General features: G+C 44.1%; 17 protein-coding genes and 1 pseudogene. 5 read left to right on the top strand and 13 right to left on the bottom strand.

What is annotated here, in order from left to right:
• Positions 1-47 precede the first annotated feature (47 nt).
• Genes baeR through ACY3ZI_RS11370 form a run of 5 tightly spaced genes read right to left on the bottom strand, consistent with a single transcriptional unit; the run spans position 48 to position 9600 of the window.
• Positions 48-761, bottom strand: a complete 714-nt coding sequence (gene baeR, locus ACY3ZI_RS11390) for an envelope stress response regulator BaeR (RefSeq protein WP_211885826.1) — start codon at positions 759-761, stop codon at positions 48-50.
• Positions 761-2155, bottom strand: coding sequence for an envelope stress sensor histidine kinase BaeS (gene baeS / locus ACY3ZI_RS11385; protein WP_487375182.1), 1395 nt, complete (start codon positions 2153-2155; stop codon positions 761-763). The genes baeR and baeS overlap by 1 nt, the downstream gene beginning before the upstream one ends.
• Positions 2145-5234 carry a multidrug efflux RND transporter permease subunit MdtC gene (gene mdtC / locus ACY3ZI_RS11380; protein ID WP_487375181.1) on the bottom strand — a complete coding sequence of 1030 codons (3090 nt, stop codon included), beginning with the start codon at positions 5232-5234 and terminating at the stop codon, positions 2145-2147. The genes baeS and mdtC overlap by 11 nt, the downstream gene beginning before the upstream one ends.
• Positions 5234-8350 carry an MdtB/MuxB family multidrug efflux RND transporter permease subunit gene (locus tag ACY3ZI_RS11375; protein ID WP_211885821.1) on the bottom strand — a complete coding sequence of 1039 codons (3117 nt, stop codon included), beginning with the start codon at positions 8348-8350 and terminating at the stop codon, positions 5234-5236. The genes mdtC and ACY3ZI_RS11375 overlap by 1 nt, the downstream gene beginning before the upstream one ends.
• Positions 8350-9600 carry an MdtA/MuxA family multidrug efflux RND transporter periplasmic adaptor subunit gene (locus tag ACY3ZI_RS11370; RefSeq protein ID WP_211885819.1) on the bottom strand — a complete coding sequence of 417 codons (1251 nt, stop codon included), beginning with the start codon at positions 9598-9600 and terminating at the stop codon, positions 8350-8352. The genes ACY3ZI_RS11375 and ACY3ZI_RS11370 overlap by 1 nt, the downstream gene beginning before the upstream one ends.
• 406 nt (positions 9601-10006) lie before the next feature.
• Here ACY3ZI_RS11370 and abiEi point away from each other — a divergent pair, with 406 nt between their 5' ends.
• Both abiEi and ACY3ZI_RS11360 read left to right on the top strand, forming a co-directional pair.
• Positions 10007-10531, top strand: a complete 525-nt coding sequence (gene abiEi / locus ACY3ZI_RS11365) for a type IV toxin-antitoxin system AbiEi family antitoxin (RefSeq protein WP_211886423.1) — start codon at positions 10007-10009, stop codon at positions 10529-10531.
• A 1-nt stretch (position 10532) separates the two neighbouring features.
• Positions 10533-11462 carry a nucleotidyl transferase AbiEii/AbiGii toxin family protein gene (locus ACY3ZI_RS11360; RefSeq protein WP_487375180.1) on the top strand — a complete coding sequence of 310 codons (930 nt, stop codon included), beginning with the start codon at positions 10533-10535 and terminating at the stop codon, positions 11460-11462.
• A gap of 57 nt (positions 11463-11519) precedes the next feature.
• On the opposite strand, the gene ACY3ZI_RS11355 is transcribed toward ACY3ZI_RS11360, so the two are convergent.
• The 6 genes and pseudogenes from ACY3ZI_RS11355 to ACY3ZI_RS11330 all read right to left on the bottom strand — a co-directional run bounded on the left by ACY3ZI_RS11355 (position 11520) and on the right by ACY3ZI_RS11330 (position 21625).
• A complete protein-coding gene (locus ACY3ZI_RS11355) occupies positions 11520-12872 on the bottom strand; it encodes an MFS transporter (protein ID WP_211885815.1) in 1353 nt (450 codons plus the stop codon).
• Positions 12873-13455: 583 nt separating this feature from the next.
• Positions 13456-14727 (bottom strand): annotated as a pseudogene (gene mgtE / locus ACY3ZI_RS11350) (magnesium transporter); the annotation flags it as partial.
• 395 nt (positions 14728-15122) lie between these two features.
• On the bottom strand, positions 15123-16655 hold the full coding sequence (gene ppx / locus ACY3ZI_RS11345) for an exopolyphosphatase (protein ID WP_211885813.1): 1533 nt from the start codon (positions 16653-16655) through the stop codon (positions 15123-15125).
• A 4-nt stretch (positions 16656-16659) separates the two neighbouring features.
• Positions 16660-18729: a polyphosphate kinase 1 gene (gene ppk1, locus ACY3ZI_RS11340; protein ID WP_036953204.1), complete on the bottom strand. Its 2070-nt coding sequence runs from the start codon at positions 18727-18729 to the stop codon at positions 16660-16662.
• A 69-nt stretch (positions 18730-18798) separates the two neighbouring features.
• Positions 18799-19344 carry a spermidine N1-acetyltransferase gene (gene speG, locus ACY3ZI_RS11335; RefSeq protein WP_487375179.1) on the bottom strand — a complete coding sequence of 182 codons (546 nt, stop codon included), beginning with the start codon at positions 19342-19344 and terminating at the stop codon, positions 18799-18801.
• 325 nt (positions 19345-19669) lie between these two features.
• Complete coding sequence (locus ACY3ZI_RS11330; protein WP_487375178.1) at positions 19670-21625, bottom strand: AAA family ATPase; 1956 nt, start codon at positions 21623-21625, stop codon at positions 19670-19672.
• Positions 21626-21824: 199 nt separating this feature from the next.
• Here ACY3ZI_RS11330 and ACY3ZI_RS11325 point away from each other — a divergent pair, with 199 nt between their 5' ends.
• On the top strand, positions 21825-22574 hold the full coding sequence (locus ACY3ZI_RS11325) for an SDR family oxidoreductase (protein ID WP_487375177.1): 750 nt from the start codon (positions 21825-21827) through the stop codon (positions 22572-22574).
• A gap of 91 nt (positions 22575-22665) precedes the next feature.
• On the opposite strand, the gene purN is transcribed toward ACY3ZI_RS11325, so the two are convergent.
• Together purN and purM are read right to left on the bottom strand one after the other, a co-directional pair.
• On the bottom strand, positions 22666-23304 hold the full coding sequence (gene purN, locus ACY3ZI_RS11320; protein WP_487375176.1) for a phosphoribosylglycinamide formyltransferase: 639 nt from the start codon (positions 23302-23304) through the stop codon (positions 22666-22668).
• Positions 23304-24344, bottom strand: coding sequence for a phosphoribosylformylglycinamidine cyclo-ligase (gene purM / locus ACY3ZI_RS11315; RefSeq protein WP_487375175.1), 1041 nt, complete (start codon positions 24342-24344; stop codon positions 23304-23306). The genes purN and purM overlap by 1 nt, the downstream gene beginning before the upstream one ends.
• A gap of 317 nt (positions 24345-24661) precedes the next feature.
• Here purM and upp point away from each other — a divergent pair, with 317 nt between their 5' ends.
• Positions 24662-25288 (top strand): uracil phosphoribosyltransferase, encoded by a 627-nt coding sequence (gene upp, locus ACY3ZI_RS11310; protein ID WP_036953223.1) that lies wholly within the window; start codon positions 24662-24664, stop codon positions 25286-25288.
• Positions 25289-25364: 76 nt separating this feature from the next.
• Positions 25365-26660: a uracil permease gene (gene uraA / locus ACY3ZI_RS11305; RefSeq protein WP_036953224.1), complete on the top strand. Its 1296-nt coding sequence runs from the start codon at positions 25365-25367 to the stop codon at positions 26658-26660.
• The last annotated feature ends 49 nt before the right edge of the window (positions 26661-26709 follow it).

Below are 26709 nucleotides of genomic sequence, written 5' to 3'. Positions count from 1 at the left end.
ATGTAAAAAACAGGGTTATAATTTTGTTACAGAAACGCTGGCAGCAATTAGATGTCGTCCCAACGATAGCCTAAACCATAGATGGAGCGGATAAAGGTTTTTTCGTCATCCAACGATTCGAGCTTACGGCGTAAATTTTTGACGTGGCTATCAATGGTTCTGTCGGTGACCACACGATGGTCATCGTACAAAATATCCAGCAATTGATCCCGAGAAAACACGGTACCTGCGTTATCTGACAAAAACTTTAGCAGGCGAAATTCTGCGGGGGTCAATTCCAGTAATTTATCGCCATAACGGACTTGGAACGCATTTTCATCGATAATCAGTTGAGTTTCTTGGCTACCTGTAGATGAAGGGACTTTTTGGCAACGGCGTAAAATCGTTTTCACTCGGGCGACCACTTCTCGCGGACTAAACGGCTTACAAACGTAGTCATCGGCGCCAATTTCCAGCCCTAATAAACGGTCAATTTCTTCTGTTTTAGCCGTCACCATAATCACAGGAACGTCGCTGAATTTACGCAGTTCACGGCAGACTGAAATACCATCAAGTCCCGGCAACATCAAATCTAATAAAATCAGGTCAGGAAAGTGCTTTTTCACATAGGGGATCACTTCATCCCCGCGCATCAGCAGGGCGGGTACATAGCCAGCGGCTTGCAGATAATCAAACAGTAACTGTCCAAGTTTAGGTTCGTCTTCAACAATCAGAACATGGGCGCTATTGGCTCCCAATAAAGGGGATTCAGGCAAAGACACTATTGCTCCTCCTGCGTCGCAATGGGAATTTGAATGGTTATCTTCACGCCACCGAGTGGAGATGGTGCCGCAGAAATAGTCCCGTTATGGGCTTCGACAATATTATAGCAAATCGCCAGCCCCAAACCTGAGCCGCCACTCGCACGGTTACGAGAAACTTCCACACGGTAAAATCGCTCAAATAGACGCTGGCACTGTTCAACACTTAATCCCGGTGCACTATCTTCCCACGTGATCACTAATTGTTGGTCATGTTGGCTCACGTTGACGGCAATTTTACCGTGAGGATCCGTATAGCGCAGGCTATTTTCCATCAAATTATAAAACAGTTGGTTGATTCGATCAGGGTCAGCGAATAGATGGGAATGGGCAGAAAATTGAGTTTCTAACGTCAGTTGTCTATCTTCCAATCGCCATTTGGCTTGTCCTAAATTCATCTCGATAATCGGGATAATATCGATAAATTCCATACGGTAAACCAAGGAGCCTCTATCGGATAACGAAAGCTGATGTAGGTCATTGACCAGTTTTATCAGTGTTTGAGTCTCATTGAGTAGGGAATTGATGGTTTCAGGAGTCGCTTGGCGCACGCCATCTTGCACAGCTTCAAGTTCGCCGCGTAAAACGGAGAGTGGGGTGCGTAATTCATGGGAAATATCCGCCATATAATCGCGGCGCATTTGCTCATTTTTTTCCAAAGTCGAGGCAAGATGGTTAAAGTCTTTCGCCAATTGCCCCAACTCATCTTGACCAACCTCAGATACCCGTGCGCTGAAATTGCCTTTAGCGAGCTGTTGAGTACCTTCCAATAATCGGGTGATGGGCTTTAAAAAGCCACGAGCTAAAAATAGGGTCACTAACAGCGCCACGAACAGAGATAGCCCTGCAATTACCCAGCTAATGTGCATCTGCTGGGTATCGAAACGTTGGTCTAATTGGTTGCTGATCCCACTTTCATAACTGGCGACTAGCCAGCCGACGGTTGCTCCTCGGCTCGTTTTGACTGGCACGCGGATGACTTGATCCGGAGGGGGGAGGTCACGCCCCCAAATCAGGTTGTCTTTGGTGTCATAAACCCAAAACATACCGCGCATTCGCTTATGACCACCGCCATGACCTTGCCCTTGGTGCTGATTATCGACATTGCGTAGAATACGGAAAAACATCCGCTCATCCACCGCCAAGAAACGCCAACTTCCTTCTTCCTCGTATTGCTCGGCAAGCGCCAAAGCGAGTAACTCAGCGCGTTGCTGGTCATTCTCTTTAATGTAGTCGATAAAACCATGCTGGAAGCCCATTCTGACCCCTTGATGCATGATAGCAACCAGCAGCAAACAGGTGGCAAAGATAGCGATAAATAACCGAGTACTGAGGCTCGAGAGTTTAAGCTTCATGGGATTTCTCCTGCATTGAAGGCGCTTTGCGCGAAAAACGCTGTCTCAGGCTATCAAAACTGAGGTACACCACTGGGGTGGTAAATAGCGTCAGCAACTGGCTCATGACCAAACCACCAACAATTGCGATCCCCAGTGGTTGGCGTAATTCTGCACCATCACCTGTACCTAGCATCAAAGGGAGCGCCCCAAAAATGGCGGCAAGGGTGGTCATTAAAATTGGCCTAAAACGCAGCAGGCTTGCGCGTAAAATAGCCTCTTTCGCCGATAAGTTCCCGTTGCGTTGGGCTTGAAGGGCAAAATCCACCATAATAATGGCGTTTTTCATCACAATACCAATAAGCAACATAATGCCGATTAAGGCAATGAGGCTAAATGGTGTATCAAATAATTCCAAAGCTAATAACGCGCCGACACCCGCGGAGGGTAGAGTAGACAGAATAGTGAGTGGGTGAATATAGCTTTCGTACAAAATACCCAGCACTAAATAAACCGTGACAATCGCCGCTAAGATTAAAAATAGCTGGGATTTTAAGGTATCTTGGAAAACTTGCGCTGTGCCTGCGAAGGTACCGCGCACCGTCGATGGCACGCCTAAAGCTGTCATGGTTTTTTCTACCGCCACAATCGCATCGTTTAAGGTATAACCGTCTGCCACGTTAAAGGAGATGGTCGACGCGGCGGATAACCCTTGGTGGTTAACACTTAACGGTGCATTGGCGGGCTGCCAGCGGGCAAAATAGGAGAGGGGGATCGCTTCTCCTTGCTTATTGACCACAAACATTTTATCCAGCGAACTGACGTCTTGGGTATATTCCGGCGCCACTTCCATCACCACTTTATATTGGTTCATGGCTTCATAAATGGTGGAAATTTGACGTTGACCAAAGGCGTTGTTGAGCAGGTTGTTCGCATCACGCACATCGATACCCAGTTGCGCCATCAAATCGCGGTCATAGGTTAATGCCATCTCCGCGCCTTTATCTTCTTTATCAGAGTTCACATCGGTTAATTGAGGCAAATCCCCCAGCGCTCGGCGAATAGCGGGCTCCCATGAACGTAATGCATCCAGCTCGTCGGCTAACAGGGTAAATTGATAGCTAGCTTCGGATTGGCGTCCGCCCACACGAATATCTTGCACGGGCATCATAAATAAGTTGGCACCGGGTTCGTTTGCCAGTTTTATACGCAAGCGGTTAATCACGCTGTTGGCACTCTCTTTGCGCTCATCCAGTGGTTTTAAGGAGATAAACATAGAACCACTGTTGACGCGGCTGCCGCCCGTAAATCCAGTGACGCTATCCACGGCAGGATCCGCTTTCACTTGCTGCATAAAGCTGGTCATTTTTTGCTTCATTGACTGGAATGAAATGCTTTGGTCTGCTCGAACGAATCCCAGCAAACGCCCTGTATCTTGCTCAGGGAAAAAGGCTTTAGGGATCGAAATATACAGATAAACATTCAAGCCAATTGCCGCAATCAGCACCGCCAGTACACTGCGACGATGAGATAGCACCCAATTTAACGTGACGGCGTAACTTTCTTGTAACCGAATAAGAACGCGTCCAAATCCTCGTTGCTTGGTATTAGCAGAGCCACGTTTTTTCAGTAAATGCGCGCACATCATCGGGGTTAACGTCAGCGAGATAATCAATGAAATCCCGATAGCAGTAGAGAGCGTAATGGCAAATTCGCGGAATAATCGCCCAACTAATCCATCCATCAGTAACAGTGGGATAAACACTGCCACTAAAGAAATACTCATAGAAACGACGGTAAAGCCAACCTCAGATACCCCTTTAACCGCCGCGATAAACGGTTTTCGACCATTTTCAATGTGCCGAGAAATATTCTCTAGCACCACAATGGCATCATCCACCACAAATCCAGTGGCGACGGTTAAGGCCATCAATGACAAGTTATTGAGGCTAAACCCGCATAAATACATGGCGGTAAAGGTACCAATTAACGAGACAGGCACAGCAATAGCAGGAATTAAAGTCGCGCGTCCTGAACGTAAAAATAGCAATACGACAAGGATCACCAGCGCAATCGCAATCATTAATGCGCGTTCAACTTCAGCCAATGATGCTTTGATTGTGGGGGTTCTGTCTTGGGCGACTTGTAAATCAATGGCTGCGGGGATCATATCCTTAAATTCAGGGAGTTCCTCGCGAATACGTTTGACGGTTTCAATGATATTGGCACCCGCTTCACGGCGAATAATGATCAAAACCGCCGGTTCACCACTGGACATCCCTGCGGCTCGCACATCTTGGACTGAATCTTTTACGACGGCCACATCACTGAGTTTAACGGCATTGCCATTGCTGTAATGCACAATAATCGGACGGTAATCGGCGGCTTTTTTCAGTTCGTCATTAGTCTGGACTTGGTAGCGATTATCGTCATTATTAATATAACCTTGGGGCTGGCGCACGTTGGCACTACTGATGGCAGAGCGCACAGCATCAAGGGAAACCCCTTGATTAAATAGGGCGGTTGGGTTGAGTTCCACACGGACAGCAGGAAGAGAACCACCCCCTACGGTAACTTCACTGACCCCATCGATTTGCGCGATACGCTGAGCTAAGCGTGTGGATGCCACATCATACATTTCCCCGGTACTTAAGGTTTTTGATGTGAGGGTTAAAATCATGATCGGCGCGTCAGATGGGTTTGATTTATAGTAACGTGGTCGACTTGGCATGCCGCTAGGTAATAAATTTTGTGCGGCATTCAACGCCGCTTGTACTTCCCGCGCGGCATTATTGATATCTTTGGTTAAATCAAACTCTAAGGTAATGGAGGTTCGCCCTAACGAACTGCTCGAGGTCATCTCATTTAACCCAGCAATACTACCTAATGAGCGCTCAAGCGGTGTCGCGATAGAGGATGCCATGGTTTCAGGGGAGGCGCCAGGAAGTGACGCTGTCACTCTTATCACAGGGTAGTCTACCTGTGGCAATGGCGCCACAGGTAAAAACAGAAAGCTCAATGCACCGCACAGGGTAATGGCAACACTGATTAACGTGGTCGCCACCGGACGGCTAATAAACAAAGCAAAGAAGCGTTTCATTAAGACTCCTGTGCCTTGTGCTCACGGCGATTGAAGCGATGGGCTAAACGGTCAAACATCAGGTAAATCACAGGCGTGGTGAACAGCGTTAAAATCTGGCTCATGATCAGCCCACCCACCATACAGACCCCCAGGGGTTGACGCAGTTCTGCTCCGACACCGGTACTGAGCATCAGCGGCAGTGCACCAAGCAACGCAGCCATAGTGGTCATCAGGATCGGGCGAAAACGGAGTAAACAGGCCTGATAAATCGCATCATACGGGGATAAACCTTGTTCACGCTCTGCGGCGAGAGCAAAGTCAATCATCATAATGGCGTTCTTTTTCACAATCCCGATCAGCAAAATAATCCCGATAATGGCGATAACATCGAGCTCATTGCCCGCCATCATGAGTGCGAGCAAAGCCCCTACACCAGCGGTCGGCAAAGTGGACAAAATAGTGATTGGATGAATAAAGCTTTCGTACAGAATACCCAGCACGATATACATGGCTATAATAGCGGCAAAAATCAGCCAAACGGTGCTACTTAGCGCCGCTTCAAAGGCGAGGGTGGCGCCTTGGAATTGTGTCGTTATCGATTTTGGCATCGCTATCTGTTTTTCAGCCAGTTTCACTGCATTGACCGCCTCTTCTAATGAAGAATCTCCCGCTACATCAAAAGAGAACGTGACTGACGGGAATTGATCAAGGTGATTAATCGCCAAAGGTCCATAGCCTTCTTGAATATTCACAAGGGTATTTAGTGGAACAATGGCGCCATCCGTACCTTTCAAGCGAATATCATTGAGCGCATCCATTCCATCACGGGTTTGGGTATTGTGCTCTAAAATCACGCGATACTGGTTAGCTTGGGTGTAAATGGTGGAGATCATACGCTGACCAAATGCGTTATACAGAGCGTTATCGATATTCGACATAGTAATACCAAAACGGCTCGCGGTATCCCGATCCACATTCACATACGCCACTAAACCTTTGTCTTGCCAATCGCTGCTGACATCAATCAATTCAGGTTGCTGACTTAAGGCTTCCTGCAATTTTGGTACCCAAGTGCTGAGCTCATCCAGAGAACCTGCTTGCAGCGTAAATTGATACGGGGTACGGGAAACCTGCGTATCAATGGTTAAATCTTGTGACGGTTGCAAGTAAAGATTGACCCCTGCAATGCCGCTGGTGGCTTGTTGTAAGCGAGGAATAATCGTAGGAACACGATCGTCGCGTTCATCAAGGGGCTTCAATGTGATTTGAATACGGGCGTTATTCAGAGTGGCATTGTTACCATCGATACCCACATAGGTGGTAACGTTCTCAACCGCCGGATCTGCCAGAATAATGCCCGCCACTTCTTGCTGTTTCTTCGACATCGCGGCAAACGAAATGGATTGGCGACTCTCAATCGTGCCTTGAATAATGCCGCTATCTTGCAGTGGGAAGAACCCTTTCGGGATCCACATATACAGCAGCACGGTCAGCACTAAGGTTCCCAGCGCGACACACAGAGTTAACCATTGGTGGTTAAGAATGCGTTTTAGCCAAACACCGTAACCTGCAATCATCCATTCAAAGAAACGCTCACAGGCGATTTCAAAGCGGTTATGTTTATGTTGGGATTCCGGTTTGAGTAAGCGGGCGCACATCATTGGGGTGAGGGTGAGGGATACCACCGCAGAAATCAAAATTGCCACTGCTAATGTAATCGCAAACTCACGGAATAGGCGCCCGACAATATCCCCCATAAATAGCAGCGGGATCAGCACGGCAACCAAAGAGAATGTCAGGGAGATAATGGTAAAACCGATTTCTCCTGCGCCTTTTAAGGCGGCAACAACTGGCTTATCCCCTTGTTCGAGATAGCGAGAAATGTTTTCAATCACCACGATGGCGTCATCCACCACAAATCCCGTGGCGATGGTGAGTGCCATCAAGGTGAGGTTATTGACGGAAAAACCGCAAAAATACATGACGGCAAAGGTGCCAACTAACGATAAAGGTACGGCGATGCCGGGGATCAGCGTCGCAATACCATTACGTAGAAATAGGTAAATCACCATCACCACGAGGGCGATAGCGAGCATTAATTCGAATTGAACATCATTGACAGAGGCGCGAATGGTGCTGGTACGGTCAGTCAAAATATCCACGTTAACGGATGCTGGTAAGCTTTCAATCAATTCAGGCAACAACGCGCGGATAGTATCCGTGGTGCTAATCACGTTAGCGCCAGGTTGGCGCTGAACGTTAATGACAATCGCTTGTTGGCTATTGGCCCATGCACCGAGATAGGCGTTCTCAGCTCCTTGTTCAATGGTGGCAATATCTCCCAAACGAACAGGGGCGCCATTTTGGAAAGCCACAATCAACTTGCGGTAATCCTCAAGGGATTTCATCTGGTCATTGGCAGATAACGTTACAGAGCGGGTTGGACCATCAAAACTCCCTTTTGCAGAGTTGACGTTGGCATTATTGATAGCGGTGCGGATAGTTTCGCTGTCTAACCCTTTTGCTGCCATGGCTTGCGGATTAAGGTTGACGCGTACGGCAGGGCGTTGCCCCCCCGCTAAGGTGACTAAACCCACCCCAGTCACTTGGGAAATTTTCTGCGCCACGCGGGTTTCAATAATATCTTGTACCTGCGTTAACGGCATCGCATCGGAGGTGACGGCGAGCGTTAAAACGGGCGGATCCGCAGGGTTTACTTTGTTGTAAATCGGTGGGTACGGTAAATCGGAGGGCAGCAAGCTGGTGGCGGAGTTAATCGCGGCTTGGACCTCTTGCTCTGCCACATCGAGAGGTAAAGAGAGCTGGAACATTAAGGTGATCACCGACGCGCCGCCGGAGCTGCGTGATGACATCTGTTGCAAACCGGACATTTGACCAAATTGAGTTTCTAGCGGTGCAGTGATAGCCGACGTCATTACATCAGGGCTGGCACCAGGATATAAAGTCACCACCTGAATGGTTGGGTAGTCAACTTCCGGTAATGCTGATACAGGTAAAAACCGATAACCGATGATCCCCGCGAGCAAAATCGCCACCATAAATAAGGTGGTTGCAACAGGGCGCAGAATGAAGAGGCGGGATGGGCCACCGCCTTTATGAGTATCCGGCTGCATTAGGCTTTCTCCGCGCTATTGCGAGGTTTTTTCTCAGCGGAAGCGGGTTTCTTTTCAAGGGTTGAAGCGTTGACCACTTCAACTTTCGCGCCGTCTGTTAGCTTATCGACGCCATCGGTAATGACTTTGGTATTGGCGGATAAACCGCTTTCAATCACGACTTGTTGGCTGTCTTGAATGCCCACCGTCACAAGGTGTTTCGTCACGGTATCATCGTCGCTCAATACCCAAACATAGTGACCTTCATTGCCCATTTGCAGAGCAGCAGTTGGGATCACGACAGCATTTTGTAAGGTCTCTACCTGCATTTTGACGTTCACAAATTGGTTCGGGAACAGTTTTTGCTCTTCGTTAGTAAAGCGTGCTTTGATTTTCAGTGTACCGGTTGCTGGATCAATTTGGTTATCGGTACTCAATAACTCTCCGCGTGCAATCATGGCAATATTATTGCGATCCCACGCTTCAATCAGGACTTTATTTCCTGCTGCTTGTGCTTGCTGGATTGCAGGAATGTCGCCTTCAGGTAAAGCAAATAGCACGTCAGCAGGTTGTGTTTGGGTGATCACCACAATCGGTGTGGAAGTCCCTGAAGAGATAAAGTTACCCACATCCACTTGTTTTAAACCGATGCGTCCAGAAATAGGGGCGGTAATTTTACTGTAGGTGAGTTGCAGCTTGGCGTTATCAACCGCGGCTTGGTCAACTTTGATGCTACCCTCGGCTTGTAACACAGTAGCCCGCTGGTTATCCAGCTCTTGTTGGGAGATGACTTTGGTTCCCGCCAGTTTTTGGTAGCGGGTCAGGTCTAATCGAGCATTGGCTAAAGTCGCTTTATCTTTAGCTAATTGACCTTCCGCTTGAGCAAGTTGCACTTCAAAAGGACGTGGGTCAATTTGCGCGAGTAAATCACCCGCTTTAACGGATTGCCCTTCGGTGAAGTAGATATTCATTAATTGACCTTCAACGCGGCTAGTGACCGTCACCATGTTAGCAGCCTGTACAGTACCTAAACCGGATAGGAAGCGCGGAACGACTTTTTCTTGGGCAGTAGCAAATTGAACGGGGGCCAGCGGGCGCGATGGTCTTCCGCTTGCTTTTTTCCCTTGTCCGCCTTGAGTTGCACTGGCTGTGGTTGGTACTTCATTTTGGTTATTTTTATGGTAGACATACCAGGTTGCGCCAGCCGCAGCTAACAGAGCAACAAACAGGGCAGAGCGAGTCAAAATTGTACGGCGTTTCTGTGTCGTCATGGTGGGTAATTCGCTTAACTCAAGGTTGAGTAAAATCAGTTAGGAGCCATTCCAATAAATTTAACTGAATATAATAAGGTATATATTAAAAATTAATCAGTTGCGTATTTTAATAGTTTAGCTTGAGGGGAACAAAAGAAAATGGAGGAAATATGAAAAAATGGAAAAGAACGTTAGATAACTGCAAATAATACTTTTCGAAATTAGCGTAGAACTCTTTGTTGTGAAAGCATTTCTCTCATTTGTTGTCCAGATCACTTGCTATACGCATATTGGTGTAGTGGCTATTTTATATCTATCTCTACAAAATCACCCCTTTTCTGGGGTGGTTTTGTAGAGATAAAAAGACTATTATTTATGTATACACAATAATCCCGTTAAAAGGGTGATTTAGTGGAGATAAATGATGAACCAAATGACTGCTATCCAAACATTCGATAACTTAAATGAAAAGGGAAAAAATATTTTTCTCTCTCGTGATTTGGAAATGATTTTTCCCAACGAGTCGCCAAAAACATTGCAAAAATCCATCGATAGGCTTGTCACTTCAAATATACTAAAACGAGCCGCAAAAGGCGTTTATACCTACGTTAGAGGGTCTTTAGGCCCTTATCCTTTAGAAAGCCTAGCGGTGAATATTCGTAGGGGGGAATATAATTACATTAGTTTGGAATCTGCATTGTCCCAATACGGCGTTATTTCCCAAATTCCAATGGATCGGTTGACTATCATGTCGACGGGACGTTCTGGGGAATTTGTTACCCCTTGGGGCGTGATTGAAGTAACTCATACGAGTAAAACACCATCAAAAATTATTAGTAGCACTCTTGAAGGACGAGGTCCTTTGAGAATCGCTAAGAAAGAAACGGCACTGCGTGATTTATTAAGGGTGGGAAGGAATACTCACTTGATTCAAAAGGAGGAGATATAAGATGGCAAGTCTGGTTGATTTTAACAAGTTAGTCGATGAAATAATGAGTGAAAACAATTTTTCTACTAATAGACCTGTCGTAGAAAAAGAGTTACTGCATTACGATATTTTGTATGCTTTATCTTCTGCAGGTTTATTAAAAAAAATAACGTTTCAAGGCGGTACGCTGCTGCGCCTATGTCATGGCTCCAACCGATTTAGCGAAGATTTAGACTTTGCTGGTGGACATAATTTTTGTTCTGCTGATATGCAGGAAATAAAGAGCTGCATAGAAAAATACGTTGGGCATCGGTATGGCTTAGAAGTGGTTGTCAAAGAGCCAAGTGAATTGCGTAAAGAGCCTGAATATGCGGATGTAAAAATCGATAAATGGCAAATTTCGGTGACAACAAGTGCTGAAAGAAAAGATTTGCCAAAGCAACGAATTAAAATTGAAATTGCGAATATTCCAGCCTATACACGAGCATTACGTTCCCTTCAAAGAAACTACCCACAGTTACCTGATGGATATTCTGATTTACTTATTCAGGCGGAAGAACTCTCCGAAGTTATGGCGGATAAATTGATTTCCTTCCCTGCAACAATGGCTCGTATTCGATACCGTGATATGTGGGACTTAGTTTGGCTGCATCAGCAAGGCGTGAAACCAAATGCGCAGTTAGCCATGAAAAAAACAGTTGACTATAAAATAGATAATGAGTTTAAAACGCTATTACAAAGTCGGATTGAATCATTGCCAGAATTGGTACAATCGAAAGAATTTAATGATGAAATAAAACGATTTTTACCGTTAGAGGTTGTTGAGAGAACATTAAATAACCAAGATTTTTTATTATATTTAGAAACAACGTTGTATGAGTTAATGAAATCTGTGCAATCTGACATGTATGGGGATAGGCGGGAAAGGCAGAGTAATCCTTTTAGCATGTAGGACGGCATAAAAAAGCCAGCCGCAAAGCGACTGGCTTCATGTTTGAATGACGAGAACTTAATTGACGCTGGTTTTCAGCACTGCCGCAGGGTTACGTTCCTCTTCAGCGGTACGAGTCCAACCTTTGTATGACAGTGGGATAAACGCCACGGCAACAGCTAACAAGGAAACCCCTGCTACATAGTAGGCTGGCGCCATATGGGATTGCTGTAACCATGCACCGGTTAAGATTGGGGTCAACCCGCCAAATACGGCGTATGCCAAGTTGTACGCAAAGGATAAGCCAGAGAAACGAATTTCTGGTGGAAACGCGCGAGTACTGATGATTGGCGTTGTCGCAATCGCTCCTACGAAGAAGCCCATTAACGCGTAATTAAATGTTAAGGTATTCGCCGAAATATCCGATGACAGCGATGAATAGAAGTAGATAGCGGTGACCGCTAATCCGCCCCAAGACAATGTCATCGACGTACGTGTTCCCGTTTTATCTCCTAACCATCCCCAGAAAATACAGCCTAAGGTTAAGGTCAACGTTGCTGCGCAGTTGGCTTGTAAAGCAATATTACGATCGATGCCATAAATACCTTTTAATACCACGTCAGGGGTCATCAAAATGGTGACAACGATAGCGGTAGACAGCGACCACGTCAGTGCTGCAGTGATCATGCAAGCTTGTTTATGGGATTTAACCACGGTTTTTACTGGTAACTCTTTGGTTAATGCTTTTTTAGCTGCCATCTCTTTGAAAATTGGGGTCTCTTGTAAGAAGCGACGCAAATAGACAGAGATAAAACCAAAGATACCCCCTAAGATAAACGGAATACGCCACGCAAAATCATGCACTTCTTGGGTGGTATAAGAACGCTCAATGATAATCGCGACGATAGATCCTAATAAAATTCCACCAGTGATCCCTGAGGTTAATGTTCCTACGCCTAAACCATAACGTTGTTTTGGAGTATGTTCGGCAATAAACACCCATGCACCAGGCATTTCACCGCCGATAGCAGCACCTTGCATGATACGCATTAATAACAGTAACAGTGGTGCAGCGGCACCAATGGTCTCAAATGTTGGCAAGAAACCAATAATAAAAGTTGGGAATGCCATTAAGAAAATACTTAAGGTAAACATTTTCTTACGACCGATTTTATCGCCAAAGTGGGCCATGATAATGCCGCCCAATGGGCGAGCAAGATAACCCGCAGCAAACAGACCCAGCGTCGCCATTAATGCGAGAAATTCATTATCGCCCGGGAAAAATAGCTGGGAGATAATTTTCGCGTAAAAAACGAAAATAACGAAATCATAAAATTCTAATGTGCCACCTAAAGAGGATAAGCCCAATGTTTTATAATCTTCTTTGCCTAACGGTCTGGCCGCAGGCTGGCTGGTTGTTTGCGATGTCATAATTCTGTCCTTCTAAATACACAACATTTCAATATTAGCGCGATGAGGTTATTTGTAATAATAGGTACGTTAAATAGCGAAGTAATTAATATTATTTGGCAAAGGATATGAGAGATAAAACGAGGGAAAATAAACCAAGGTAATACTCTGTATCTCTAACGTACCTTCATTTATAGCAGAAAGTTTCATATTCTGTAAACCGCCACCTTGAAAACAAGCATAAGATTCTATTTAGTTAAAAAAGGTCAAATGACTACTCTAAATGACAATTGAATGTCACGATATGATATTAATAAACTAGCAATTACAGACGATTGTATATTTTGAGATATAAAATAATGGCAAAAAAGCAATAAATATAATGGTACTCATTTATTAAGTGTGAAATTAAATAGAGTAAATAACAGGTATAGATAAAATAATATAATTAATTTGCAGGTGATAAGGCTATTTAAATAAATAATACTCGCGGATATGATCTGTCAGTGATTTCTATTTTAGTAGGATTAGGAGGTTTTGCAGGAAATAGCAGCTTTTTATAAACCCGCGCACCTGGCTTAAGGCAAAGTACGCGGGTTGGCTGTTAAACTAAGAACAGGGTAGCTAACCCTAAGAAGATAAAGAAACCACCAGTATCAGTGATTGCGGTGATCATCACGCTAGAGCCGATAGCAGGATCTTTACCCATCTTAATCATAATTAATGGGATCAGAACACCCATGATGGCAGCCATCAAGAGGTTGAGCACCATCGCAAGGGTCATCACGGCGCCCATGGCAAGATCCCCATAGAGAAGGTAGGTGACGACGCCCATAATACCGCCCCAAACCACCCCGTTAATAAAAGCGACTCCGAGCTCTCTGACCATCAGGAAGGAGAAGCTACCGTTCTGAATTTGGTGTAATGCGATGGCGCGGACAATCATCGTAATAGTCTGGTTACCGGTATTACCACCAATACCCGCCACGATTGGCATTAATGTTGCGAGGGCAACTAACTGTGAAATGGTATCTTCGAACACCCCGATAACGCGGGAAGCAACAAATGCGGTACATAGGTTAATGGCAAGCCATGTCCAACGGGTTTTAACCGCTTGACCAACAGGGGCGAATACGTCCTCTTCAGGGCTTAACCCCCCCATACGGCGGATGCTGTTGTCGTTTTCTTCGCTGATATTATCAACGATGTCCTCAACGGTTAGACGCCCCATCAGCAAGCCATTGCTGTCCACAACGGCGGCAGAAATTAAGTCGTAACGTTCGAACGCGCTTGCCGCATCTTCCCCTTTTTCATCGGGTAAGAAAGTGACGGTATCGGTTTTCATCACGTCCGCAACAATACGCTCTGGCGCTTGGATCAAAATGGTGGTTAGGGGTAATTCACCTTGCAGATAATTATCTTTATCGACAACGAAAATTTTATCCGTTGCTTCAGGAATTTTTCCCCGTTGGCGTAGATAGCGTTGTACTGTTTTTAGGGTGACATTGGAACGCACGGTGACGAATTCGAAATCCATCATCTGCCCAACGCTGTCTTTGGCGTATTGGAGAACTTCACGAATACGGCTGCGTAAGCTTGGGTCTAAGTAGGTGAGGAGACGGCGCATGGTATCGCGGGGCAAGTGCTCGGCGATATACGCTTGTTCGTCCACATGTAAGCCAGCAACCGCTCGCAGCAGTTCTCGATCTGACATATCTTTAATCAGGCTGTCCCAAACAGAGACGGAGGCCTCAACCAATACTTCACCGCGTTCGTTGTTGTCGACTAAGCGCCAAAGTGCGAGACGCTCGTCGTACGGTAGCATTTCAAGGATATCGGCGATATCCGCGGTGTGGAGGTCAACAAGCAGTTCTTTAACTGTGCTAATTTTTTCACTAAATGCTTTATCATCCATACTGACGTGTTGGTCTTTCTCGACAAGAGCGTGAACAAACTCTTCGTCTTCCATGAATAACGTCAGTATTTGCTGGCGGATGTACGCCAGTCTTTGTGAATGCGGATTGATTATTGGTGCCGCATCAGTTGAAAAAGCAGTTTGTGACATGTTAATCCTTAAACCATTCGGCGCCGAAGCGCTTTAAATTAATTCGCCTGCGAGGTGACGAAACTTCTACCCAGTATTGTCGCTGATCCCAAAAAAATATCAAATCTGTTCATATTTCGAATAAGAAGAACAAAACAACACTGACCGCAACTCATTATTTTTTATTTCTATTTTCTAAATCATATTCATTTTTGAGTCATATAAGCCTATGGCTCATTTTCTGCGCAAATGGTGAGTTTCCAGCCTGGAACCTCTTCCCAGTAGGCACTTTCTTTTTCAAGGTCAAGCAGCATTAACGCATTGTGGGCGAGATACTGCGCAGGTAAGAAAAGTGTCCAATGACCATCGTCAGTTTCAATGCGCATAGTTGAAGGCGTCGTTGTCGATTGGCGCTGATTATTCAATAAGATAGATAAGCGCAAAATCTGTATCAACGGCATAAATTGCTTGCGTTTAAATAAGTTAAATTTAGGTATTTCATCGTATTTAATGGCACGACGATGATTACGAACCAATGTCGCTAATAGCAATTGTTGCTCTTGGCTAAATCCTGGTAAGTTGGTGTTTTGTAAGATATAAGCGGAGTGGCGATGCATGCCACTATGGTTAATACTTAATCCCACTTCGTGCAGCATAACCGCCCAAATTAAAATGGATTCTAATTGCGGGTTGGCCTGTTTAGGGTTCTGCTGGCGCCACTGATAATACAGCTCTTCCATGGTTTTCAAAACCCGTTTAGCTTGTTCTCGATCGATATTATAGTGTTCGGCAAGGCTTAATGCGGTGCGTTGACGAATATCTTGGTGGCGAAAGCGACCTTCCATTTCATAGAGAACGCCTTCACGTAAGGCACCGTCGGAGAGTCGCAATTCTTTGATTTCGAGGGAATCAAACACTGCAATTAAGATAGCTAAGCCCGGTACAAAAACTTGTTTACGATCAGAAGAAAGTCCCGGTATTTCTAGTGATTTAAATGTTTTATACTTCAATGCTATTTGTTTGATTTTTTCGAGGCGCTCACGGGTAATAATGCCATCACGCTCGCCCATCTCTACAATCACCGCATGTGCCGCTTTAATGGTGCCGGATGCTCCCATTGCGACGTCCCAAACTTGCTTCTTAAACAGGGTAGCGGTGCTTTCCAATTTTAAGCAGGCGGCTAAATAAGCGCGATTAAAATTATCTGGGGAAATCGTTTCATTAGGGAAATAGTGACGCGCGAAGCTAACGCAGCCCATACGGCGGCTTTCAATTAAAATCGGCTCAAATTTTTCACCGATCACCAGCTCCGTAGATCCACCGCCAATATCGATAACCAGTTTGCGTCCTTTTTCCGGCTGCGTGTGCTCAACGCCCATAAAAATCAAACGCGCTTCCTCTTGTCCTGAAATAATCTCAATCGGGTAGGGGATAATGGCTTTGGCTCGGCGTAGAAATTCTTCAACGTTGGTGGCGACTCGTAATGAATGGGTACCGACGATACAGACGTTATCAGGCGTGAAACCTTGTAGACGCTCAGCAAATAGCGATAAACACGCTAAGCCGCGCTCCATGGCTTCTTCACTGAGTTCGTTGGTATCGCTCAGCCCATCAGCAAGATGAACACGTTTTTTTAAACGGGTTAGAACTTGTAGTGCTCCATTGACAATACGCGCAATAACCATATGAAAACTGTTTGAACCCAAGTCAATTGCGGCAATTTCTTGTGGTCTTGGGGTAGATGAACTGGCAATTGGCATAGTATCAAGCTCTTGTTTCAGGCATTTCGAGTGCTTTTAAAAATTCATAAACAGCTAATTGAGCGCGAATTTTGCGCTTATTGCCGCGGGGAACATAATGATTACTGAGTTCTTTGTCAACAAAGCGGGCTTTGACGGTATCACTGAACTGTAATTCGAGGATATCTAAAACCAACTGTTTAAGTCGCGGATCCAGCAAACGAACAGCCACCTCGATACGGTAGTCGATGTTGCGGGTCATCCAATCGGCTGAGGAGATAAAGACTTTTTCGTCACCGCCGTTGGTAAAGACATAAACGCGGTCATGCTCTAAGAATCGGTCCACTACACTGGTGACTTGGATATTTTCGCTATAGCCTTGTTGCCCTGAGACGAGTGAACACATGCCACGCACTAACAAGCGAATTTTAACCCCCGCATTGGAAGCATCGTAAAGTTTATCGGTCAGTTCTTTATCGACTAAGTTATTAATTTTCAGCGTGATGCCGCTAGGTAACCCAGCTTCAGCATTCGCAATTTCTTGGTCAATTAATTCAGTGATTTTGGTGCGTGTATTTTGCGGAGACACCATCAAGTTATCGAAAGTCACAGGGCGATACGGGTTTTCAATAAAGCTAAATACTCGGCGCACTTCATTGGTGATTTGCTCATTACAGGTGAGTAATGAGTAATCGGTGTAGAGACGAGCGGTTTTTTCGTTAAAGTTACCCGTACCGATATGGGCATAGCGAACAATTTGTCCTTCTTCCATGCGGGAGATAATAAATAATTTGGCGTGAATTTTAAGCCCCGGCGCAGAGAAGATAACGTGGACACCCGCTTCAGTCAGGCGTTTTGCCCAGTGAATATTGGCGGCTTCATCAAAACGCGCTTGCAGCTCCACTACCACGGTCACTTTTTTACCGTTGTGGGCGGCGTGGATCACCGAGTCGATGATGCGTGAGTCTTTTGCCACACGGTAAATATTGATTTTGATGGATAACACATTCGGGTCAAACGACGCTTGGCGCAGCAATTCTAATGTGTGCTCGAAGGTGTAATACGGGTAGTAGAGCAGCACATCGCGTTCGCGAATGGCATCAAATCCGTTACGGAAATTGTCAAACCAACGGTGACGTAAGCGCGGTAGCGGTTTGTTGAGTAAGTTTTTATTTCCTTCATTTGGGAAGTTAATAAAATCTTTAAAATTATGGTAACGTCCCCCCGCAATCACCGAGTCATCACTTGATAACCCCAGTTTTTCTCGTAGCAGCGCGACCATTTCATCGGGCATATCACGTTGATAAACAAAGCGAACAGGCTCAGCTGTTAAGCGCTGTTTTAACGTGGATGACATAATTTCCAGCAGGCTAGATTCCATTTCCGTGGCGATATCATATTCCGCATCCCGGGTCATTTTCATGGAATAGGCGTTGAGCTTATCGTAGTCAAAGAAGCCTTTGAAAATTTCATCGAGGGTGTAGCGAAGGATATTATCAATCAAAATCATTGATTTGCGGCGCTTTGGCATCTCTGGCGGGAGATTAACAAAACGCGGAACTTTATCCGATGGGATTTCTAATAAAGCATATTGCACTTCAGCACCATTAATAATTTCAACGGCGAGGTAGGTGTAATCGTCTTTCAGAAATTCCACTAAGTTAGTATCACGATTGATTAAAATTGGCGTGATATGTTGGCGTAGATTTTGACGAAAGTATTGGCGCAACCAAATTTGCTGACGAGGTGAAATTTGACGCTCATTAATTAAGAATATTTGGTTACGTGCCATTTCAAGGAGCAGGTCGTTGTAGAGAACGTCGAACTCTTGCTCTTGTTTGGCCACTTTAGACTGAATTCGTTTGAGTAGATGACGGGCACCGCTGGCGGAACCGCGCTCTTCATTGATTAAGATACGGCGCTTAACATCCGCAAAACGGACTTTATAGAATTCATCTAAGTTATTGGAGTAAATGCCCAAAAAACGCATTCGTTCTATAAGAGGGTTCCGCTTATCCGCGGCTTCTTGGAGAACTCGTTCGTTAAAAGAGAGCCAGCTGAGCTCTTTTTCATGATAGAGGCGTTCTTGGGACATTGTTGCTCCGTATTCGACTGGTTAATGCTGATAAAAACCGATTATTACCTTTGACTTCTATTGCGTTATTTACGTGTTTTCAGACTGCTGTTTCATTGCAAAATATTGGTGCTGGAACACACACATACGGATTGCGGTGTGGTAGCGACCATTAACAAAAAATTCATCAATCAGCTCGCCTTCTGTGTGGAAGCCGAGTTTATTATAAATATGGATAGCTTTGACATTTTCTTTATCGACTATCAGATAAAGTTTGTACAAATTGAGCACTGAAAAGGCGTAGTCCATGGCCAGTTTTGCAGCGCGGCTTGCATACCCTTTGCCTTGATAGCGGGGTGCAATAATAATCTGGAATTCAGAACGACGGTGAACATAATCAATTTCAACCAGCTCAACTAAACCGACTTTTTCACTGTCAGATTCGACAATAAAGCGGCGTTCGGATTGGTCATGAATATGCTTATCGTAAAGATCACTGAGCTCAACGAATGCCTCATAAGGCTCTTCGAACCAATAACGCATAATGTTGGCGTTATTGTCCAGCTGGTGGATGAAAGCTAAGTCTTCACGCTCAAGTGGGCGCAATCTAAACAGATGAGCTTGCCCGGTCGTCATAAAACACCTCGATTGTTGTTAATTATAAAACTATTTATGGCGAAAGTATCAACTAGAAAATTAATTACTTAGCGCTGTAATAAGGATACCACTTATTTGCAATAAAATAATGACAGAAAGCAGGGGGAGGGTGAGTTTGTCGAAGATTAGTTGGTTTAAGGGGGGAGGTTGGTATGTGGTTGGTGGTGATGTACATATAGTCTAGTGGGTTGTCTTGTGCCAAGAGCAAACTTTTAGTCGTTGTATAAATATTTGAGCATTTCGATTACATCAGCTTTTCTACCAACAGAGAAGCTGATGTTTCAGTGGTGGGGAGCTAATGTACTTAATTGAATTTAACAGATTTTTTGATAAAAAACTGTTCAATCAAATCAATCCATTCTGGCCGTTTAAACTCACCATTTTGGCTAATTTCTAGATAACTTTTTGAAAAGGAATACTTGATACCATCAAGGTCAAAGAAAGAATCTAAACTATTTTTATTCTTAGGCCCTAAATCCATAACATAAAATGAAGAGTTAGACTCTTCAACTTGATCAATTTCAGAAGGAATCAATTTAGTAATAAATTCATGTTGTTCAGAAAAATTTTTTAGGGCTTTAATGAAAACTTTTGGATTAAGACAATCCTCTATCTCCGTTGAAGGAGAAACGGGGTTTGATGATATATCAACAAGTTTTGTAATATTATTGGAATTAACGATTCTTTTGCAAACTATATGTGGCATTGCGGGGGTTTCATAGCTTACCAATTCAGCATCAGTATCAGAGAGTAAAAATATCTTTCCCTTCATATCTTTTTTAAGCTCATCATAGGAAGCTTCAAGGTGTTTAAAAATTTTCTTGACTTCGTTGGCACCTCCGACTGGAACGATTCGCAATCTATTGTTTGCAACAAGGTCTCTTAAATAATATGACAAATAGTTTTTTTCAGTTGACCCTTCACAAATCAACCAGTTATATGGTTTGTCAGCCAAACAACTGGATATTATTGATTGAATAAGGTCATTTACACTTTTTATTTTGATGTCGAACGGGATCTCTTTAGATGCGCTTTTTATTTTTTTTCTAACTTCTTCTCTATAGTTGGCCAAATCATATAGTTCAAAATGATGTTCGCCATTATTCTTCGTAATAGCGGTAGTGCATCCATTTTCCACTGTTGGGAGATAGCCATACCAATGAGATGTAAAAATAAGTTGCTCAACTATATTGCTTATTGAATAGAGTTTTTCGAATTGTTCAAAACATGCAGACATATGAAGTGAACATTCAGGTTCATCTATACCGATAATGAGATTATTCCCATTCTCTCTATGCTTTGTAAGAAAGCCATAGGCAATATCCATAATTGCCCTTTGCTTTTCACCTGAACTTAAAGAATTCATCTCTATCCATGCGTTATTTTGTTTTTTGTTTAGATTTCGAACATTGAAAAAAGCTTCTATTATTAGATTGTAAACATCCTTTTTTTTGATTTTTAATTGTCTTTCACCAGCTGTTCGATAACTGTAATCTTCTAGCTCGTTCTCAATTTCTTTAAGAAAATTAGATAACCCTGTATTTATTTGTTCGATGGTATTCCTTGATATTCTTTCTGAAATTATTTTATCCAGTGACTCACCCATCAGTTTCTGAATTTCACTTGCTTCGAGTTTAGTAAATAGTGCAGAATCTATATCTTTGGGGATATATATATATTCATATTTATATCTTAGATAATTCATCAGATTAAAAAAATTTTTTGATAGAGTCTCTTCATTTACTTTATTTTCTGAAGTAGATATTCCCATTATTTTAACTAAAGACTTTCCATTTAGGATAGAAGTACTTACACCTCCATCTTTTTCAATGCCTAAAGGAATTAAAAAGTATTCTTCTATATTGATATTTCTTCTTAATTTATTGATGTGCTGAGAAAAAGTTGTAATAATTCCTCTGGTGGTAGGTGTGGCATTGATATCAGGGTTAGCTGAGTTATATTCCAAAACTAATTTTGTCAGCATTTCTGCTTTATCATGATATTCATCATATAACTGGTCACGCTTTATAAGAAAAAGCGGTATTATATGAGGTTGAGGCCTATCACTGCCGATCTTTTTATATGAGGAGTTAATACTCCATGATTTATTATTTATAAATGAGTCTAAGGCTTCAAGAACAGAACTTTTTCCAATCCCATTGTTACCAACAATGCCACAAAATTGACTTCCACTTGATAATGGAATGTAGTGAGTCCCACTGTATGTCTTATAGTATCTTAAAAAAATTCCAACAATCATTATCTATTCTCACTCAAATAAATGTATAATAACCCTAACCTTAAATATGAATAATTTCATTAGATTTTTATATACTAATTAAAATTGATAGTTAATAATTTGAACTACATCGAATTTTTCTAGAGATTTAGCTTCTCATTCATAGCTGCCTTTCGGTTAACGATAAGAAAAAATAAAACTAAAACTGGGTGCATAAAATATGAAAAACAATATTACGTTAATAACGGGTGGTGATCGCGGCATTGGTCGAGCGACAGCAATAAATTTGGCTCATAAAGGGCATAAAGTTTGTATTGGGTATCACACCCGTCAAGACTGTGCACAGGAAGTTTTAGACATAATTCGTCATGCAGGTGGTACCGCCATTGCAGTGCAGGCTGATATTTCTCAAGAAGAACAAATTGTTTCGTTGTTTCAGCAGATTGATAAAGAATTAGGCCCCATTTCTGGGTTGGTTAACAACGCAGGAATAATCATGCCTCAAGCCTCAATAGAGCAGCTAGATGCACAACGTTTAGCGCGATTATTTGCAACGAATGTCAGCGGTAGTTTTCTTTGTGCGCGTGAAGCGGTCAAACGTATGGCGTTTCGTCATGGTGGGCAAGGTGGCGCGATTGTGAATGTTTCTTCTGCGGCATCTCGCCTTGGCTCTCCCCATGAGTATGTGGACTATGCAGCATCAAAAGGTGCCATCGATACAATGACGATTGGTTTATCTCTCGAAGTGGCTGGAGAGGGAATTCGTGTCAATGCTGTTCGCCCAGGATTTATTTATACTGACATGCATGCCGATGGTGGTGAAGCGGCTCGGGTTGATCGAGTTAAAGAGAGTTTACCGATGAAACGTGGAGGTCAGCCAGAAGAGGTCGCTCAGGCTATCGCGTGGTTATTGTCTGATGAGGCATCTTACGTCACGGGAAGTTTTATCGATTTGGCGGGTGGGAAATAAAGCATTTATCGCGGATGGTTGGATTTAAGTTACTCGCTCAGACCTGCCAACCAAATCTGAGCGAATACATTTAAACTTACCTAACTGCATATTAATTTGCTTGATAACCTGTCGCTGATAGCGGCCGGCCATCGAGCAGGGCTTTACCGTCTTGCATCACGAGGCGACCAGAAACAAACCATGCAATAACTTGAGGGTAAATCAGGTGCTCTTGCAGTTTAACGCGTTCAACCAAATCGTCTTCGGTGTCTTGCGGTAAAACAGGCACATGTCCTTGCAAAATAATCGGACCACCATCGAGTTCTTCAGTGACAAAATGCACGGAAGTGCCGTGTTCTTTATCGCCGTTCTCAAGTGCACGTCGATGAGTATGTAACCCCGGATATTTAGGCAGTAAAGAAGGGTGGATATTCAGCATTTTCCCTGTGAAATGTTTCACAAACTCAGGGGTTAAAATACGCATAAACCCAGCCAAGACCACTAAATCCGGTTGATACTGCTCGATAGCGTCTAACAGTGCAGCATCGTAGGCTTGGCGGTCAGTGAATGCTTTCGAGCTAACACAAAGGGCTGGAATGCCAGCCTCTTGTGCGCGAACCAAACCGTAAGCATCACTTTTATTACTGACCACCGCGACGATTTGCCCATCGATTTCATGGCGTTGGCAGGCATCAATTATTGATTGCAAATTACTGCCACTGCCGGAAATCAAAACAACGATATTTTTCATTAGCGGATAACAACCTGCTCTTCACCCGCAGGTAATTCGCCAATGGTTCCGATCTGCCAAGCGTTTTCACCTAATACGGTCAGCAGTTTTAATGCGGACTCAACTTCGGTTTGTGGCAGAGCAATGATGATACCGACGCCGCAGTTAAATGTACGATACATTTCATGGGTGGTGACATCACCTGCTTGTTGCAGCCATTCGAATACCGCAGGCCATTCCCAGCTGTTGCCATCAATAATGGCTTGGGTGTTGTCAGGTAAAACGCGAGGAATATTTTCCCAGAAGCCGCCGCCAGTAATGTGTGCAATGGCATGAATGTCGTTTTTCGCGATCAATTCCAAGACATTTTTAACATAGATACGGGTTGGTTCTAACAGGTGGTCAGCAAGGGGTTTGCCCGCCAATTGCGTGGTTTCTGGATTGGTTTTGCTGACTTCCAGAATTTTACGCACTAATGAGTAACCGTTAGAGTGAGGACCGCTTGAGGCTAACGCGATCAGTGCGTCGCCCGCACTGACTTTTGTGCCATCAATAATTTCAGAGCGCTCAACGACACCCACACAGAAGCCTGCAACATCATAATCTTCGCCGTGGTACATGCCCGGCATTTCAGCGGTTTCACCACCGACTAATGCACAGCCAGACTGCTTACAGCCTTCCGCGATACCGGTGATAACGCTTGCTGCGGTATCCACATCCAGCTTACCGGTTGCATAATAGTCTAAGAAAAACAGAGGCTCAGCACCTTGGACAATCAGGTCGTTGACGCACATAGCGACTAAATCGATACCGATGGATTCATGACGTTTTAAGTCCATCGCGAGGCGTAGTTTAGTTCCCACACCGTCAGTGCCTGAGACTAAAACAGGCTCACGGTATTTTTGTGGTAGGGCACACAGTGCGCCGAACCCTCCCAATCCTCCCATCACTTCTGGACGGCGAGTCTCTTTCACCACACCTTTGATACGTTCAACCAATGCGTTACCTGCATCAATATCAACACCGGCATCTTTATAGCTGAGAGAGGTTTTATCAGTCACTACGGCCCCCAAGGCAATTGCATTTTGGAAAAGATAACTTCATTTGCCGATATTCTATCAGGCTCCGCAAACGTTTGCGATAGCTTTCTGACTGAAATATTTGATGCAATAAATAGTGATGTCGTGACGCAAAGCGCATGATTTTATTCGCTGCCTACAACATAAAAAATATTATGTGTATACTAATTCAGCAAATAACGCCTGATTGATGATTGTTTGACCTTAATCAAGATGATACTAGTGGCATTGAGGGGAAAAAGCGGTATAATCCCGCGATTTTTTTGTCCGGTGACGTTTTAAAAAAGTAGGAGAAACCCATGAAGATCGTTGAGGTAAAACACCCTCTCGTTAAACATAAACTCGGCCTGATGCGAGATCATGACATAAGCACTAAGCGCTTTCGTGAACTGGCCTCAGAGGTTGGTAGCCTACTGACTTATGAAGCGACCGCTGACCTAGAAACTGAAAAAGTAACAATTGATGGTTGGTGTGGTCCTGTAGAAATTGAACAAATTAAAGGTAAAAAAATCACTGTAGTCCCTATCCTGCGTGCGGGTATTGGCATGATGAACGGCGTATTGGAAAGCATCCCAAGCGCACGTATCAGTGTAGTGGGTATTTACCGTGATGAAGAAACGTTACAACCTGTCCCTTATTTCCAAAAATTAGTTTCTAACATTGATGAGCGCATGGCGCTAATTGTAGACCCAATGTTAGCAACCGGTGGTTCTATGATTGCCACCATTGACCTCCTGAAAAAATCCGGCTGTAATTCAATTAAAGTCTTAGTTTTAGTTGCTGCACCGGAAGGTATTGCTGCATTAGAAGCAGCGCACCCAGACGTTGAACTGTACACGGCTTCAATTGACCAACACTTAAATGAAGAAGGTTACATTGTTCCGGGTCTAGGAGACGCGGGCGATAAGATATTTGGTACTAAATAATAATGAAGCCGACTGAAGAGTCGGCTTTTTTTTGATAAAAAAAAGAATATTCACGACGCATAAGAGGATGACGAGCATGACACGCCGCACGATAAGTGTTGAAGAAAGACCACCATTACTACAAACCATTCCATTAAGCTTTCAACATTTGTTTGCCATGTTTGGGGCAACGGTTATTGTTCCTATTTTGTTTGGCGTGAACCCGGCAACGATTTTATTATTCAACGGGATCGGTACGCTGCTGTATTTATTTATCTGTAAGGGAAAAATCCCGGCTTATTTAGGGTCGAGCTTCGCCTTTATTTCTCCGGTATTAATTTTACTGCCTCTTGGGTATGAGTTAGCGCTTGGCGGGTTTATTATCTGCGGGGTGCTGTTCTGTATTGTGGCATTGATTGTCAAAGTGGCAGGACGCGGTTGGATAAATGTGATGTTCCCACCCGCAGCGATGGGGGCGATTGTCGCGGTTATCGGTCTGGAATTAGCGCAAACGGCAGCGGGTATGGCGGGCTTATTACCTAAAGAAGGCGCCGCGGTTGATTCAAATACCTTAATTATCTCGATCACCACATTGTCAGTCACTATCTTGTGTGCTGTGGTTTTCCGTGGATTCTTATCGATTATCCCAATCTTAATTGGTTTCCTCTCAGGTTACGCACTTTCCTACTTTATGGGGATTGTTGACTTTACGCCAGTTATCGAAGCGCCATGGTTTGCCATTCCGACTTTCTATACACCGCGTTTTGAGTGGTTTGCGATTTTAACCATCCTGCCTGCGGCGTTAGTGGTCATTGCGGAACACGTTGGGCACTTAGTGGTGACCGCGAATATCGTTGAGCGCGATTTAATGAAAAACCCTGGCTTACATCGTTCCATGTTCGCAAACGGTTTCTCTACCGTGTTATCGGGTTTCTTTGGCTCGACACCAAATACGACATATGGTGAAAACATCGGCGTAATGGCGATTACTAAGGTCTACAGTACGTGGGTCATTGGTGGTGCGGCAATTATCGCTATCTTACTCTCTTGCGTGGGCAAATTAGCGGCTGCGATTCAATTAGTGCCAGTACCCGTCATGGGCGGTGTTTCACTGTTACTGTACGGCGTAATCGGTGCTTCGGGTATTCGTGTTCTGATTGATTCAAAAGTAGATTATAACAAACCCCAAAACCTGATTTTAACTTCAGTGATTTTAATCATCGGTGTGAGTGGCGCGGTGATCCACATTGGTCAAGCTGAACTGAAAGGAATGGCGTTGGCGACTATCGTCGGTATTCTGATGGCGCTGTTATTTCGCTTTATTACCTTTGTTCGCCCAGAAAAACAGTTTGTGACTTCAGAAGTGAAAGTCTTAGACGAAAATAAAAAATAAGTCATGATTAAGTAAAATAGATTGCCGGAGTGGCTAAAGCTCCGGCAAT

This window comes from Providencia sp. LY12 (genome assembly GCF_057621555.1).
This window is presented reverse-complemented; position numbering and strand designations above follow the sequence as displayed.

Bases quoted from the DNA above. Each gene is read 5' to 3' on its own strand.
- ppx (WP_211885813.1), bottom strand. From the start codon at position 16,655: ATGCCAATTGCCAGTTCATCTACCCCAAGACCACAAGAAATTGCCGCA.
- ACY3ZI_RS11375 (WP_211885821.1), bottom strand. From the start codon at position 8,350: ATGCAGCCGGATACTCATAAAGGCGGTGGCCCATCCCGCCTCTTCATT.
- speG (WP_487375179.1), bottom strand. From the start codon at position 19,344: ATGACGACCGGGCAAGCTCATCTGTTTAGATTGCGCCCACTTGAGCGT.
- ACY3ZI_RS11370 (WP_211885819.1), bottom strand. From the start codon at position 9,600: ATGACGACACAGAAACGCCGTACAATTTTGACTCGCTCTGCCCTGTTT.
- ppk1 (WP_036953204.1), bottom strand. From the start codon at position 18,729: ATGTCCCAAGAACGCCTCTATCATGAAAAAGAGCTCAGCTGGCTCTCT.
- ACY3ZI_RS11360 (WP_487375180.1), top strand. From the start codon at position 10,533: ATGGCAAGTCTGGTTGATTTTAACAAGTTAGTCGATGAAATAATGAGT.
- purN (WP_487375176.1), bottom strand. From the start codon at position 23,304: ATGAAAAATATCGTTGTTTTGATTTCCGGCAGTGGCAGTAATTTGCAA.
- ACY3ZI_RS11330 (WP_487375178.1), bottom strand. From the start codon at position 21,625: ATGATTGTTGGAATTTTTTTAAGATACTATAAGACATACAGTGGGACT.
- ACY3ZI_RS11325 (WP_487375177.1), top strand. From the start codon at position 21,825: ATGAAAAACAATATTACGTTAATAACGGGTGGTGATCGCGGCATTGGT.
- upp (WP_036953223.1), top strand. From the start codon at position 24,662: ATGAAGATCGTTGAGGTAAAACACCCTCTCGTTAAACATAAACTCGGC.
- mdtC (WP_487375181.1), bottom strand. From the start codon at position 5,234: ATGAAACGCTTCTTTGCTTTGTTTATTAGCCGTCCGGTGGCGACCACG.
- baeS (WP_487375182.1), bottom strand. From the start codon at position 2,155: ATGAAGCTTAAACTCTCGAGCCTCAGTACTCGGTTATTTATCGCTATC.
- ACY3ZI_RS11355 (WP_211885815.1), bottom strand. From the start codon at position 12,872: ATGACATCGCAAACAACCAGCCAGCCTGCGGCCAGACCGTTAGGCAAA.
- abiEi (WP_211886423.1), top strand. From the start codon at position 10,007: ATGAACCAAATGACTGCTATCCAAACATTCGATAACTTAAATGAAAAG.
- uraA (WP_036953224.1), top strand. From the start codon at position 25,365: ATGACACGCCGCACGATAAGTGTTGAAGAAAGACCACCATTACTACAA.